Source organism: Acinetobacter sp. Gutcm_16 (genome assembly GCF_028649355.1).
GTDB classification, from domain to species: domain Bacteria; phylum Pseudomonadota; class Gammaproteobacteria; order Pseudomonadales; family Moraxellaceae; genus Acinetobacter; species Acinetobacter johnsonii.
Genome location: NZ_JAQSUV010000032.1, coordinates 229,454 through 242,126, shown reverse-complemented (window position 1 = coordinate 242,126; position 12,673 = coordinate 229,454). Strand labels below are relative to the sequence as shown.

At 39.7% G+C, this 12,673-nt stretch carries 14 protein-coding genes and 1 pseudogene; 7 read left to right on the top strand and 8 right to left on the bottom strand.

All coding sequences use genetic code 11. From position 1 onward, the window contains the following. Positions 1 to 136: 136 nt before the first annotated feature. Positions 137 to 319: pseudogene (locus PTT44_RS10205) on the top strand (LysR substrate-binding domain-containing protein); the annotation flags it as partial. A 78-nt stretch (positions 320 to 397) separates the two neighbouring features. On the opposite strand, the gene PTT44_RS10200 reads toward PTT44_RS10205, so the two are convergent. The 5 genes from PTT44_RS10200 to PTT44_RS10180 all read right to left on the bottom strand — a co-directional run bounded on the left by PTT44_RS10200 (position 398) and on the right by PTT44_RS10180 (position 4,092). Next, entirely contained in the window at positions 398 to 934 is a 537-nt protein-coding gene (locus tag PTT44_RS10200; protein WP_010326341.1) for a gamma carbonic anhydrase family protein, read from the bottom strand. Positions 935 to 1,029: 95 nt separating this feature from the next. Continuing rightward, positions 1,030 to 2,178: a D-alanyl-D-alanine carboxypeptidase PBP5/6 gene (dacC, locus tag PTT44_RS10195; protein ID WP_130235016.1), complete on the bottom strand. Its 1,149-nt coding sequence runs from the start codon at positions 2,176 to 2,178 to the stop codon at positions 1,030 to 1,032. Between the two features lie 117 nt (positions 2,179 to 2,295). Beyond that, positions 2,296 to 2,682, bottom strand: a complete 387-nt coding sequence (locus PTT44_RS10190; protein ID WP_168159131.1) for an MCR_0457 family protein — start codon at positions 2,680 to 2,682, stop codon at positions 2,296 to 2,298. Between the two features lie 192 nt (positions 2,683 to 2,874). Next, positions 2,875 to 3,249 (bottom strand): MCR_0457 family protein, encoded by a 375-nt coding sequence (locus PTT44_RS10185; RefSeq protein ID WP_168159130.1) that lies wholly within the window; start codon positions 3,247 to 3,249, stop codon positions 2,875 to 2,877. A gap of 321 nt (positions 3,250 to 3,570) precedes the next feature. Continuing rightward, a complete protein-coding gene (locus PTT44_RS10180) occupies positions 3,571 to 4,092 on the bottom strand; it encodes a MerR family transcriptional regulator (RefSeq protein WP_168159129.1) in 522 nt (173 codons plus the stop codon). Between the two features lie 336 nt (positions 4,093 to 4,428). Here PTT44_RS10180 and PTT44_RS10175 point away from each other — a divergent pair, with 336 nt between their 5' ends. Beyond that, positions 4,429 to 5,193: a COG4705 family protein gene (locus tag PTT44_RS10175; RefSeq protein WP_168159128.1), complete on the top strand. Its 765-nt coding sequence runs from the start codon at positions 4,429 to 4,431 to the stop codon at positions 5,191 to 5,193. Positions 5,194 to 5,377: 184 nt separating this feature from the next. Here PTT44_RS10175 and PTT44_RS10170 read toward each other — a convergent pair whose 3' ends face one another. Together PTT44_RS10170 and PTT44_RS10165 are read right to left on the bottom strand one after the other, a co-directional pair. Continuing rightward, entirely contained in the window at positions 5,378 to 5,653 is a 276-nt protein-coding gene (locus PTT44_RS10170) for a putative quinol monooxygenase (RefSeq protein WP_168159127.1), read from the bottom strand. A gap of 8 nt (positions 5,654 to 5,661) precedes the next feature. Then, the gene (locus PTT44_RS10165; RefSeq protein ID WP_168159126.1) at positions 5,662 to 6,816 is read right to left on the bottom strand and encodes a catalase family protein; all 1,155 of its coding nucleotides are present in this window, start codon (positions 6,814 to 6,816) and stop codon (positions 5,662 to 5,664) included. Between the two features lie 246 nt (positions 6,817 to 7,062). On the opposite strand from PTT44_RS10165, the gene PTT44_RS10160 reads away from it, so the two are divergent. The 4 genes from PTT44_RS10160 (at position 7,063) to PTT44_RS10145 (ending at position 10,869) form a co-directional block, all read left to right on the top strand. Next, positions 7,063 to 7,767: a DUF1003 domain-containing protein gene (locus PTT44_RS10160; protein ID WP_168159125.1), complete on the top strand. Its 705-nt coding sequence runs from the start codon at positions 7,063 to 7,065 to the stop codon at positions 7,765 to 7,767. A 334-nt stretch (positions 7,768 to 8,101) separates the two neighbouring features. Beyond that, complete coding sequence (gene surE, locus PTT44_RS10155; RefSeq protein ID WP_058869283.1) at positions 8,102 to 8,872, top strand: 5'/3'-nucleotidase SurE; 771 nt, start codon at positions 8,102 to 8,104, stop codon at positions 8,870 to 8,872. 153 nt (positions 8,873 to 9,025) lie between these two features. Next, positions 9,026 to 9,844, top strand: a complete 819-nt coding sequence (locus PTT44_RS10150) for a peptidoglycan DD-metalloendopeptidase family protein (protein ID WP_125274788.1) — start codon at positions 9,026 to 9,028, stop codon at positions 9,842 to 9,844. A 95-nt stretch (positions 9,845 to 9,939) separates the two neighbouring features. Continuing rightward, positions 9,940 to 10,869 carry a LysR family transcriptional regulator gene (locus PTT44_RS10145; RefSeq protein WP_010326350.1) on the top strand — a complete coding sequence of 310 codons (930 nt, stop codon included), beginning with the start codon at positions 9,940 to 9,942 and terminating at the stop codon, positions 10,867 to 10,869. A gap of 208 nt (positions 10,870 to 11,077) precedes the next feature. Here the strand turns inward: PTT44_RS10145 and rsmI are convergent, their stop codons facing one another. Then, positions 11,078 to 11,923: a 16S rRNA (cytidine(1402)-2'-O)-methyltransferase gene (gene rsmI, locus PTT44_RS10140; RefSeq protein ID WP_087010654.1), complete on the bottom strand. Its 846-nt coding sequence runs from the start codon at positions 11,921 to 11,923 to the stop codon at positions 11,078 to 11,080. 330 nt (positions 11,924 to 12,253) lie between these two features. Here rsmI and PTT44_RS10135 point away from each other — a divergent pair, with 330 nt between their 5' ends. Then, positions 12,254 to 12,661 carry a YraN family protein gene (locus PTT44_RS10135; protein ID WP_168159124.1) on the top strand — a complete coding sequence of 136 codons (408 nt, stop codon included), beginning with the start codon at positions 12,254 to 12,256 and terminating at the stop codon, positions 12,659 to 12,661. The last annotated feature ends 12 nt before the right edge of the window (positions 12,662 to 12,673 follow it).

Genomic DNA, 12,673 nt, shown 5'->3' with positions numbered 1-12,673 from the left:
ACCATGGGGTAAAAAGAGTATTCTACAAAATTTAGGCGGTGGTGGCTATGTTATGGATATAAAATTAGTAGCTTAGTTCCACGCTTTTGGTATCTTCTTCATCCGCTAGGCTATACAGGTATTGTGGTGGGCGTGGATTGCCAAGTTACCAGAGCTGATTATTCATAATGATTTAAAAGAAGGCCGTTTGGTCAAAGTGATTCCAAACTGGGAGCCAAAACCCGAACTGATTCATCTGGCTTATACCTCTCGACGTGGTTTATTACCATCGGTAAAAGCGCTAATTGATTTTTTAGTGACTGAGTTTGAGAAGTATTAATCCGCAGATTCAGCATTTTTGAAGGTGATGCTTGTTATTTGATCTGATATGAAAAGGGGAGCAAAATGCTCCCAATGATCATGGCTCTAAATAATGTCCCGATACTTTGACATAGTTTTGTGCTGAATATGGTAAGAATGCTAATTCTGTTTCTGTCAGAAGGCGAACTTTTTTGGCAGGACTACCGACATATAAATAGCCACTTTCAAGCACTTTACCTGGGGGAACCAGTGTTCCTGCACCAATCATAACATCGTCAGGAATGATGACATCGTCCAAAACAATGCTATTGATACCAATCAAAACACGGTTGCCGATGGTACAGCCATGTAAGGTGACATGGTGACCAATGGTGACATCTTCACCAATGATTAAAGGCGAGCCATTTGGTTTGTCCGCTTTTTTATGACTAACATGCAGCATTGCATGGTCTTGTACATTCGAGTTTTTACCAATCCGAATATGGTTTACATCACCCCGAATTACGGCAAAAGGCCATACAGAAACATTTTCAGCCAAGATGACATCACCAATCACTACCGACATTTCATCGATATAGCAGTTGTTGCCAAGCTGTGGCGTGCTGTTCAAATAAGGGCGAATATTTTTAGCCATGTTGGTGTTCTGCTTTTATGTAGGTGTCCATTATAAAATAAAAAAGCACCCAGACCGAGGTGTGGATGCTTTAACTTAAGTCTAAATGTTGCTGCTTAGAATAAGTTTGAGAAGAATTGTTTGATGTGGTCAAGCATACGTGCAAAGAAACCTGCTTCTTCAACATCTTTTAGCGCCACAAGTGGTTTTTCAGCAATCACTTTACCATCAAGGCTTGCTACATATTTACCAACCACTTGTCCTTTTTTCAACGGTGCAGTCAGTTTTGGTTGAACCACCAGTTGTGTTTTGATTGCGTTGGCCTGGCCTTTCGGCATCGTTACGTTGAAGGTTTCAGCTAAACCAATTTGTACGTCATTTTCTTTACCAAACCATACTTTTGATTTTGCTAAAACTTGGTTCGCAGCTTGAACATTTTTGGTTTCAAAGTTTGCATAACCCCACGCTAAAATTTCACGTGTTTGCGTTGCGCGTTCTTGCATGCTTGGCGCACCAAAAATCACAGAAATCAAACGCATTGGGCCACGTTTAGCCGAAGTTGTTAAGCAATAACCCGCTTCGTCAGTATGACCAGTTTTTAAACCATCGACACTTGGGTCAGTATAAAGCAGGGCATTACGGTTGCCTTGTTTGATGCCGTTAAAGGTAAATTCTTTTTCAGAATAAATCGGATAATATTTTGAACTGTCGTGAATGATGTGCTGTGCAAGCGTTGCCATGTCTTTAGCGGTCGAGTAGTGACCTTCAGCAGGCATGCCTGTTGAGTTCATGAAGCTGGTATTAGTCATGCCGATACGTTTTGCTTCAGTGTTCATCATATGAACAAAAGTACCTTCGTTCCCAGCAATGTGCTCAGCCATGGCTTTAGATGCATCATTACCTGATTGAATGATAATGCCGCGTAACATCTCTAATGCAGTCGCAGTACCATTTAATGGCACATACATACATGATTCTGAACTACTACCACGACACCAAGCAGACTCGTTCATCCGAACTTTTTCATCTTCGGTGAGTTCGCCCGCCAACAACTTTTGCTCAATAATGAAACTCGTCATCATTTTTGTCATTGACGCTGGTGCTAATTTTTCATTTTCATTTTTAGATGCGAGGATTTGCCCAGTCTCATAATCCATCAGCACATATGATTTATTATTTAGTTCTGGTGGTGAGGATAAGACAGTTGCTGCAAATGAAATGCTTGGTACGAGTAATGCCGCAGCAAGGGCGCTTTTTTGAATCATTCTAAGGGGTTCCGATTTCTTTAGTATAAGCACGAGAGCTTTGCATTTTAGGACAAAGTTCTGCCGACTTCTACGGGAGAAATCGGCTTATTTCAAAGATATTGTAACCAATTGGTATTATTTGCTGTAAGTGCTCAATTCTTTACAAATTTCTTGGTTTTTCGCTTTACCTGCTTTTTTCGCATCGGCTTGAGCTTCGGCTAAAATAGGCTTAAATTTTTTCTCTTTGCTAAGGCTTTTAAGGTATTCAGTCGGGTTTTTCTGTTGCGGTAGATACTCTTTGGCCAAAGTATTGTATCCATTTTCAAACTGACTCTGGTCTGAAACGAGACTTGGACAAACTTCTGATAGGACATAAATTGCAGCCAACTCTTGCTGCGTTACTTGTTGCAGTGGAGTTACTTCAATATTTTCGTCTTTATTGGCTGCATGAGCCGAACCGATGGCAATCAAAGAAGTACCACAAACTGCCAAAATCACTTTTTTCATTACATTTAAATTCATTCTAAACCCTAAGTGCATACATGTTGTTGCCATAATAGGATGAGCTTAAACAAATTTTAAGTAAATGTAAGCGCAAAAATGTATAGAAGCTGTTGAAGTCGCTTCATTGTTTTTACATTTTTCCGTCCAATAAAAAAAGGATGAATAACCCCATTATTCATCCTTTTTTGCGATATAGATGTAGAACTTGAATTAACCTTCAAAGTTTACAACGTCATCACATACTGACTTTTGTTCTGCTTTGTCAGTACCCTTTGCATCTGTACGAGCTTCTTTCAGAATCGACTGGTATTCGCTGTCTGACTGTAATTTTGCATAGGTCATCGACTTATCTGAGTAGTCTTGTAAATAGGTTTGAATTAAAGTTTGAATGTTGTTTTCAATTTTAGGGCCTTGACCCACCAAAGCAGGGCAAAATTCGGTCATGACTTGCGCTGCTGCAATATCTTCTTTCACGATGGTGTTGGCTTCTTCTGTGCTTAATCCCTCTAGTGCAAAAGCAGATTGAGAAATCATGATAGCCATGCCTAATCCGAAGAAATTACGTAATGTTAAGCTTTTAATCATTTTTAAAATCACATATTTATGGTGGATGCGGAGACTCAATATATATATTTTCAGTTAGAATTCAATGAAAAGTTCTGACCAGTCATTTTTTAATAAAGTTTTTTGTTTTGGACCTTTTAATCGCCAATGATCATCCTAACGACTTCTAATCTTCAGTTTTGGCGGTCTTTAGGATGATCTGCTTGTTGGTGCAGGAATCATATTTAGGGATAAAAAATACTTACGATAGGTAAGCAGTGAATCCACAATAGCCCTTAGATGAGAGCTACTGAGTCTTGAGTTTGATAGTCACCATGTTCAAGATTGGAGAGCTAAAAAGCACTATAAGCTTCGAATAGCCGTAATCTCATCTTGTGTAATGTCGAGTGACTCTAAGAATTTTTGATGCTCCTCAGGTTCCATCTCTTCAAATTTTTGATGCCACTTCATCATATCTTCTTTTGATAAACCTGCTGCGATCATAATCTCTACCCATTTAGCTTTATTCACGAACTTTTCCTTTAATAAAATGGACTTTTTCAATAACTCAATGATGGCTTTTTGATGAGCTCTTAAGTTATTGATCTCTTGTTCCAATGCACGAAAATGATTTTCCAAGATCTGCCCTTGGGATATGCTAAGTGGTTCTAAAAGCAAACGAATATCTGAAATGGATAGTCCGTAAGAACGGTAAGAGATGATGCTTTTAAGACGCTCAATTTCACTTTCACCGTACCACCGGTATCCATTTTCAGTGATTAAGCTTGGTTTTAATAAACCCTGTTTCTCATAATAGAGAATAGTCGTTCTGGATAAACCGAGTTTTTTCGCTAAGCGAGATACAGTAAGCATAGTTTCCATCATTCGTTCATTGTTCCATTAAGCTAAACCCTTTACTTATAGACGGGTCAATCAGGTGAATTAAAAATATCGCAAATAAATTGATGCGAATAGAACATTTGTCATGGCTTATTTTACAGCTGTCTTTACGGGTAGCGAGCGGCAACATGAGCTTAGGTGTTTAACTCAGCTCAGCTTGCTTTTAAGTCAATTTAGAAAGCGAATGAAAAGTCTATAGATGTTGTGGTGTTGAAAGCCATAAACAGCCTCTATGGGCGAGGTCTTTGAAATTTAAGATTGATTTCAGTTGTGAGCACTATTATTCAGCATAGACAAAAGAATAAGGTTTGGGTGCGTATCATGACTGAAGAAAAAACACTGCATGAAGTGCTGAGCAAGGTGCCTGAAGTCACTTTGCTGTTTTGGATCATTAAAATTGCGGCAACAACACTGGGTGAAACAGCGGGGGATGCCTTATCCATGTCGCTTAATCTGGGGTATATCGTAAGTACGGGCATCTTCGCCATTATTTTTGCAATATTCGTTGCAGCACAGATTAAGGCCAAAAAATATAATGCATTTTTTTATTGGTCTACAATTATTGCAACAACAACTCTAGGGACAACTATAGCGGACTATGTTGATCGTACCTTAGGGCTGGGCTATTTAGGTGGCAGTCTAATCTTATTTGGTTTGCTTATTTTATCTTTATTGGCGTGGTACTACAGCAGTGGGTCAATTGCAGTACAGAGTATTCAATCTTCTAAAAGTGAAGCGTTTTATTGGCTGACTATCATGTTTTCCCAAACATTGGGCACAGCGCTAGGGGATTGGACAGCAGATACGCAAGGTTTGGGCTATACAAGTGCCGCACTTATCTTTGGCGGTTTACTTTTATTGCTGACGATGCTTTATATGTGGACCAAAATCTCTAGAACTTTCTTATTTTGGGCTGCATTTGTACTCACGCGACCATTAGGTGCCGTACTGGGGGATTTCCTAGATAAGCCCATTAGTCACGGAGGGTTGGATCTGAGTCGATTTGGCGCATCCTTTGTTCTATGTGCTTTTATCGTCTTTTGTTTGGTGGCTTTTAAAACCAAAGCAGCAGCGACCGCTCACTAAATAAGATATCAGGTTGAGCATCTGCTCAATTCATGATGATCAATACAAAAACCGCTATTCTTCATTGTGTTTTTTAGTGCAGAACATTTTTAAATTTTATGATCTGAATAGAGAGAGCTTTCATTTGAGGGCTATTTCAAGTTTTAGTCATAGACCTGTCATTTTATAGCTAGAAACTTAAACCTTATTCACCCTCAGATATTTTGTACTGCCGTTTAATATTTTGCGTTTTCACTCCCCAAATGGACGAGGCCGTTCTACTTTGGTGATACTTAAAACTTTTTATGCTATCAAACACTTCCTGCACCTCCCAGATAAAAGGGTCGAGGCTTTGCTTGACCTCAAAAGAAATGCAGCCTTCTTCTTGATGAGTTAACTCAATATGTTCTGGAAGGAGTTCTATCACCATACAGACTTCTTCTTTAGACACACAGATTAACAGGCCATTGAGTTTAACCATAGGACTCCTTATTGATTTTCGACATTGTTAGCGTTGTTTTTTTTAGCAGAATTCATCTCATGTCTGACGCGACTAATCTGTTCATATATGACTTTGCGCATTCGGTTTATCGCACCCAGTGGTTTATGTTCAGCTAATGCATGCCATGGTGTAAAGGATAGATTTTCACAAAACTTATTTTGCTCAGGGGTATCAAAAATTTGCTGAGGAATATGAATTGTGGCCACCTTATAGAAAGGAGCTTGGTCTTCTTTCCATTCCGCCATCGAGTCTTCAACAGACATTGAGCTGGATGTCCGAGGTTGTACTAAAAACTCCATGCAAGCATCACGATCTTGTAAGGTCGTTCGAAGTGCCGCTCTTAAAAAGTCCTTTTGAGGAGTAGCTGGAATCGGGCTAACAACGCTTGAACATGCACGAGCAGAGTACTTTACTGCTTGACGATGCGTGCCGACTCCTAACTGATAGGGCACCATAGACCAGTATCTGGTTTGCAGTGGATTTGAAATTTTATTTCTAGTGCTCAAGGCAATCCAAGTTCCTTTGGCCCCTAATGCAAAAGGGACATGCAGTTTTTTTAGAAATCGATCGCTATTGATATCTTGCATAAATGATAGATAACGAGCAGGGTCATTGGCAAAGAATACAGGGTGATTGATCATAATGAAGTCTTGCGTAGCCGCAGGTTCATCTAAAAGGTTTTTCTCTGGCACGGCTAAAAGTTTGATTGCCATGCCACGTGCATCTTTTTTTATATCCGCCTGTTTTGCATTACTCGATCCATTCGAAAAACGAATCCACGCTTGATAAGTTTTTCCCGGAATAAAAACACCATGGGCCATGTTTTGAGGCAATGTCTCATTTATCTTAAATTCTGCGCGTACGCAACCATGTGCTTTAGGATGCGCATCACGTAGCGCGATATCTGTGGAATATTGTTTTCGGATCGTCATTTCAATGATGTTCGCGATTTCCTTAGCGGTGGCGGCCTCATTCGGATAAAGACTTTCATTTAGACCATGATCTACATCTGGGTATATAAAATCATTAGGAGAAGTCAAAATTACAGGTGGTGTATTCGCATCTACGTTAGCGGTGATACCTGTGAGTAATATGGTATGAAAAAGTAGGCCTAAACGCATAGGCCTTGCGGAGTTAGGCATTGATTGTCTCCTTGCTCTAAAGCTGGATTTTTTTAATTTTTAGCCTGATGATATGAACTTGTTTAGCCTTATTTAAGACACAGAATCATGATTATATCTGTGGCATTTTTTTATTCATGGCTACTGTCTAGAAAAATCTTAATGAGGAGCTACTCTGAGTGATGCTGAAAATTTGACATTAGTTTGAAATTTGTTCGATGATGTTTATCTCCCCAAAACCAATAATGATTATAAAAGAGAACGAGCATGAGCGAAAAAAATCAAAGTCATGAATGTTTAGTTTGTGGGCAGAAATTCCTCATTACAAACCTCATTCCTATGTGGGCAATACGAAAATCTATTACCGAAGAAATTTCACATGATTTTCCAGAATGGTCGCCTCAAAGTTATATATGCCAAGCAGACTTAACCAAATATCGAATTCAGTATGTTCATTCACTGTTAAAGTCTGAAAAGGGGGAAGTGACTGATCTTGAATATGAGGTGATTAAAAGTTTGCAACAACATGAAGTAATCACCAAAAATGTTGAAAATCAGTTAGATCAAAATTGGACTTTAGGGGAAAGGCTGGCAGATAAAATTGCGACCTTTGGCGGTAGTTGGGCTTTTCTCATGTGCTTTGCGACTTTCCTAGCCATTTGGATTATTGTTAATACAGTGGTCATGGTCACGCATCCTGCCGATCCATATCCCTTTATTTTATTAAATTTAATTTTATCCTGTATTGCAGCGATTCAAGCTCCTGTGATTATGATGAGCCAAAATAGACAGGAAGCCAAAGACAGATTGCGTTCGCAAAACGACTATAAAATTAATTTAAAGGCAGAGTTAGAAATTCAACACTTAAATGAAAAAGTAGATCATCTGTTGATGCATCAGTGGAATAGGTTAGCCCAAATACAAGAAATACAACTGGATTTGTTATCCGAAATGAGTAAAAAACGCGAATAAATTGGCTTAATATCAAAACACTTAAAAGCACTTTCTGTAATAGAACGTATGCTTAGCTTCTTCTATTTTTAAGCTCTCTCTTTTGTACTCTGCTCATGCAAGAGTAAAGTACTCACCCAGATCAATGATTTCATCTTTTCAGATTGCCTGATCTCAATGTATAGTCGTTCTGCATCGAGGACTCTATAGCTTTTCTTTTCGCTTGAAAGATTTAGTTTTTTTCAAGCTACCCGCAAATCGACCTGTTTTAATTGCAGATTAAAAAGACGAAGACGAGTGCAAAATAGATGCATAAGGCTTTTACCGACTCATATAGATTTAAGAAGATCCATCAGTGAATATTTTAATAGCTAATGACGATGGTGTTTTTGCACCAGGTATTCAAGCGCTCGCACATGCTTTACGTCCATTAGGTCGCGTGGTGATTGTAGCACCTGAAAGTGAACGCAGTGGTTTTTCCAGTGCTTTAACTTTAGATCGCCCCTTACGCCCAATCGAAATTGCACCCGACATGTGGGCAGTCAATGGAACACCCGCCGACTGTGTCTATTTGTCCATGAATGGCTTATTTGACTTTGAGTTTGATCTGGTTGTGAGTGGCATCAATAGCGGGGCAAACTTGGGTGATGATGTACTCTACTCAGGTACAGTTGGAGCAGCATTTGAAGGGCGTCTAATGAAACAGCCAGCCATTGCGGTATCACTTGCAGGCCCTGAAGTCCGTTCGTACAACCGTCCAGAAGATTATCATCATGCGGCACAGTGGGTGCATGACTTTGTGAAACAAGGTTTGCCAGCACTGCCACCACGCCATATTTTAAATATTAATATTCCAGATGTCGCTGAGTTACAGGGCGCTAAAATTACTTATCAAGGACGTCGTCGTCAGTCTAAGCCGATTACCAGTCATGTTGACCCACGTGGTCGTCAAGTGTACTGGATTGGGCTTGCAGGTGAAGCTGTGGCAGAACCGAAAAGAGGCTATGATGAGGTAGAGTCAGACTTTTTCGCCGTGGCGAATGGTTTTGTCAGTATTACGCCTATTCAGATGGATGCAACTAACTATGAAGTTTTGCATGCATTACAAGGGCAAATAAGTGCTTAAAAGGCACTACAGCTGAGCAATACAGGGAGTGTATTCAGCTGTTTGTTATAACTTTGTGAAAATACGCGCAGAGATACTATTTTCACATACTTTTTTGCTAATCTTAGCGCAAATTAAACTGATTATTTTTTGTATTTTTAGAGAGTAAGATAAATGTCTGTGTTGTCTCAAATTCGTTTTATTGCAATTCCTACAGCACTGTTGAAAACTGTCGTGTTATCCACAGCTGTAGTTTCAACTGTTATTTTGAGTGGTTGTGCTTCTAAACCACAGGTTAACAATGCAACACGTTTTGCGAAAGCACCAGACTATTATACAGTTCGTTCAGGCGACACGCTGAGCGGTATTGCAACTCGTTATGGGCTGAGTTATACCTCTGTTGCAGACATGAATGATATTGCTGCGCCGTATCGTATTTATGTGGGGCAGTCATTACGTTTAAAAGGTTCGGGTAGTCCACGTACAACCACGACGCAACCTATTACACAAACCGCTCCAATTCAACGTCAAAATGTTGGTCTCCCGAGTCAAAATACGACCACCACAACTACAACAACTCCTGCTAAAGTACCGACCGCACCTGTTGCGAGCTCGAAAAGTTCAACTTTACGCTGGGTAAAACCAAGTAATGGCGCTGTTTTGCAAGGTTATAATTTAGCAAATAATGTAAAAGGTATTCGCTATGCTGGTAACCAAGGTGATCCAATTTATGCAGCAGCAGATGGCCAAGTGGTGTATGCAGCAGACGGATTGAAAGAATATGGAAACTTAATTTTGATTAAGCATATTGATGGTTATATCACAGCATATGCACACAACAGTGCAATGAATGTGAAGAGCGGTCAAAATGTGACGGCAGGACAGAAAATTGCTGAAATGGGATCCACAGGTGCAACGCGCACCATGTTAGAGTTCCAAGTACGCTTAGATGGCAAGCCAATCAATCCGACTATAGTTTTACCATTAAATTAAAAAATCTGGATGCAACGCAAAAAATTCACCGTATAATACAATGAGTTGTTTTTATCAAATAGATGAAAACTTCTCATGAATCCAGAGAGAATTTTATGTTAGATCAACTACGGGCAATGGGTGTTTTTGCTTGTGTTGTTGAAAAGAGTTCATTTAGTGGTGCCGCGCGTGAGTTAGGCATCACTACAAGTGCTGTGAGTCAGCAAATTCGTTCTTTAGAGCAAGAGATGGAAGTTGTTCTTTTACATCGCTCAACAAGAAAGTTGAATTTAACTGAAGCAGGCCAGGCTTTTTTCCACAGCTGTCAAGAAATGCTCGCCGCTGCTGAACGTGGCAAAATACGTATCAATGAATTGCGCGATGATCTCGTGGGTGAGCTGCGAATAGCCACTACGCCAGAGTTAGGTGCCAATCACGTGATTCCTGCTTTGTCGCATTGGATGTCTGCACATCGTGGATTATCTATTCATATTGAAGCAGATAATCATTATGTGGATTTGATGAATGGGCGAATTGATATTGCCCTCAGAATGAGCCCAACGGTTGACGATCAAAGCGTACATGTCGTGCCATTGGCGCGCGTGGAACAGATTTTGGTTGCTTCACCAAGCTATTTGAATCAGTCTGCACCAATTTCACGACCTGAAGATTTGAAAAATCATGATCTTATTCCGATCACGATTATGAAGAACAATCATGATTTTGATTTTAAAAATGTGGTGACAGGTGATGCGGTTAAACTTGAGATGAAATCAAGAGTAGCCAGTAATAATATTTTAGTGACAAAGACTTTATGCCAACATGGGCATGGGGTTGCACGTATTTTATATTTGGATGTGCAAAAAGAATTGGTTAACGGTTCTTTAGTGGAAGTTCTTCCAGAGTGGAAGCTCCCAAACTTTACGCTATATGCCATCATTTCAAAGCATGAACAACAGCCGATGAAGATCCATCGTTGTTTGGATGCCTTGAAACAATACTTTTGCCAACTACCCGGCGGTCGTATTTACCAAGAAGCAAGCTAATTCGATAGAGATTGTAATTGACGATCAGTCAACCCATACACATGCTTATAAATTTTAAATGATATAACTACGATAATTTGAGTTAAGCGGTTCACATGGAACCGCTTAACATGGAGAGCAGCAGAGAAGGGCCAAAGCACTTACGTCTGTTGCTCTTTATTTTTTTCCTTCAAAAAAAAGCAATACTTTTATTTCAAGCTATCTAAGCTTATTCAGCCTGATCTTGTGTTAATTCTAAAGCACGTTGGTAAGCAATTTTCTTTTTGATGCCAGTCAAATCAGCCGCTAACTGTGATGCAGCTTTCACTGACAAATCTTGTAAGAGGCGCGTTAAAAGCTGGTCGAGTTTTTCTTGTGCCATATCTTTTTCAGTGGTCGCGCCACCAACAACCAATACAATCTCACCTTTTTGTTGATGATGATCGTTTGCAATAAACTCAACCAACTCACCTAATGTCATCTTCTTGATGGTTTCAAAGGTTTTGGTAATTTCACGGGCAAAACCAACAGGGCGGTCGGCACCAAAGACTTTGGCCATGTCACTGACACTGTCTAAAATACGATGTGGTGCTTCATAAAAAATCAGGGTTTGCGTTTCGTCTTTGAGCTTTTCCAAACTTGCCAGTCGTTGGGTTTGTTTAGAAGACAAAAAACCTTCAAAGCTGAAACGATCACTTGGTAAGCCCACTGAGCTTAAAGCGGCAATGGCAGCACATGCGCCCGGTACAGGAATTACGCGGATATTATGCTCTTGTGCTGCACGAACCAATTTAAACCCCGGATCACTGATAAGAGGCGTTCCTGCATCACTGATAAGTGCCATATCTTCACCGTTCAACAAACGCTGAATAAGGATGTCAATTTTGTTGCTTTCGTTATGATCGTGGCATGCAGTAAGTGGAGTTTGAATATTAAAGTGTTTCAGTAATTGTGCTGAAGTTCGTGTATCCTCAGCAGCAATGATTTTGACTGATTTTAGTACATCAATTGCGCGGTAAGTCATGTCATCTAAGTGCCCAATAGGGGTTGCGACTACAAATAACTGGGCACTCATGGGTTTTCTCCGCGCTGCAAAATAATAAAATGATAGGTTGGTTTGAGTGCTTTGATGCATTCAACCGATACCGCGATAAGCATTCTACCTGAATTGTCCGTCGTGGCGTGAGTTAGAATATTGTCGGCGATGGATTTGCAGGAGTCGGGAAGACATTCGATTGAAATCTAAACGCCAAGAAGGCTTTAAAACGTAGAATGAAATGAATTGTATGGTTCGAGAGACTCACAGCAGTGGTTTTAAACATCAAGACGTGAGATTTTTGATCGAAATTGAGTTTTTTGAAATGTGATGATTAAAAAATAAAAATGAAGTAGGGAAGATAAAGAGATGAAACTGGGACAATGGGCAGAGCAACAGGCTTTGACTGTGCTAGAAGAACAGGGGTATGTTCATGTACGGTCCAATTATCACTCGCGCTTTGGCGAAATTGATCTGATTGTACATAAAGGGCAGGAATTGGTTTTTGTTGAGGTCAAAGCACGCTCAAAAACGCGTTTTGCGCAGGCTATTGAAACAATTTCCTATTCTAAACAACGCAAAATAGCAAAAACGGCCATGTTATTTTTACAAGATCATCCACATTTCCAGCAATATTATTGCCGCTTTGATGTGATTTGTTTTGATTTTTTTAAAGAAATTGCAAAAACCATACAGCAAGATTTTTCAAAATTCACTTATGATCAGCAATGGATAGAAAATGCTTTTACTTTTGATCAAGACTTTATTAATCTTTGAACAAAATCAAAG

Coding starts and splice junctions, on each gene's coding strand:
- PTT44_RS10200 (WP_010326341.1), bottom strand. CDS start 934: ATGGCTAAAAATATTCGCCCTTATTTGAACAGCACGCCACAGCTTGGC.
- dacC (WP_130235016.1), bottom strand. CDS start 2,178: ATGATTCAAAAAAGCGCCCTTGCTGCGGCATTACTCGTACCAAGCATT.
- PTT44_RS10190 (WP_168159131.1), bottom strand. CDS start 2,682: ATGAATTTAAATGTAATGAAAAAAGTGATTTTGGCAGTTTGTGGTACT.
- PTT44_RS10185 (WP_168159130.1), bottom strand. CDS start 3,249: ATGATTAAAAGCTTAACATTACGTAATTTCTTCGGATTAGGCATGGCT.
- PTT44_RS10180 (WP_168159129.1), bottom strand. CDS start 4,092: ATGATGGAAACTATGCTTACTGTATCTCGCTTAGCGAAAAAACTCGGT.
- PTT44_RS10175 (WP_168159128.1), top strand. CDS start 4,429: ATGACTGAAGAAAAAACACTGCATGAAGTGCTGAGCAAGGTGCCTGAA.
- PTT44_RS10170 (WP_168159127.1), bottom strand. CDS start 5,653: ATGGTTAAACTCAATGGCCTGTTAATCTGTGTGTCTAAAGAAGAAGTC.
- PTT44_RS10165 (WP_168159126.1), bottom strand. CDS start 6,816: ATGCCTAACTCCGCAAGGCCTATGCGTTTAGGCCTACTTTTTCATACC.
- PTT44_RS10160 (WP_168159125.1), top strand. CDS start 7,063: ATGAGCGAAAAAAATCAAAGTCATGAATGTTTAGTTTGTGGGCAGAAA.
- PTT44_RS10150 (WP_125274788.1), top strand. CDS start 9,026: ATGTCTGTGTTGTCTCAAATTCGTTTTATTGCAATTCCTACAGCACTG.
- PTT44_RS10145 (WP_010326350.1), top strand. CDS start 9,940: ATGTTAGATCAACTACGGGCAATGGGTGTTTTTGCTTGTGTTGTTGAA.
- rsmI (WP_087010654.1), bottom strand. CDS start 11,923: ATGAGTGCCCAGTTATTTGTAGTCGCAACCCCTATTGGGCACTTAGAT.
- PTT44_RS10135 (WP_168159124.1), top strand. CDS start 12,254: ATGAAACTGGGACAATGGGCAGAGCAACAGGCTTTGACTGTGCTAGAA.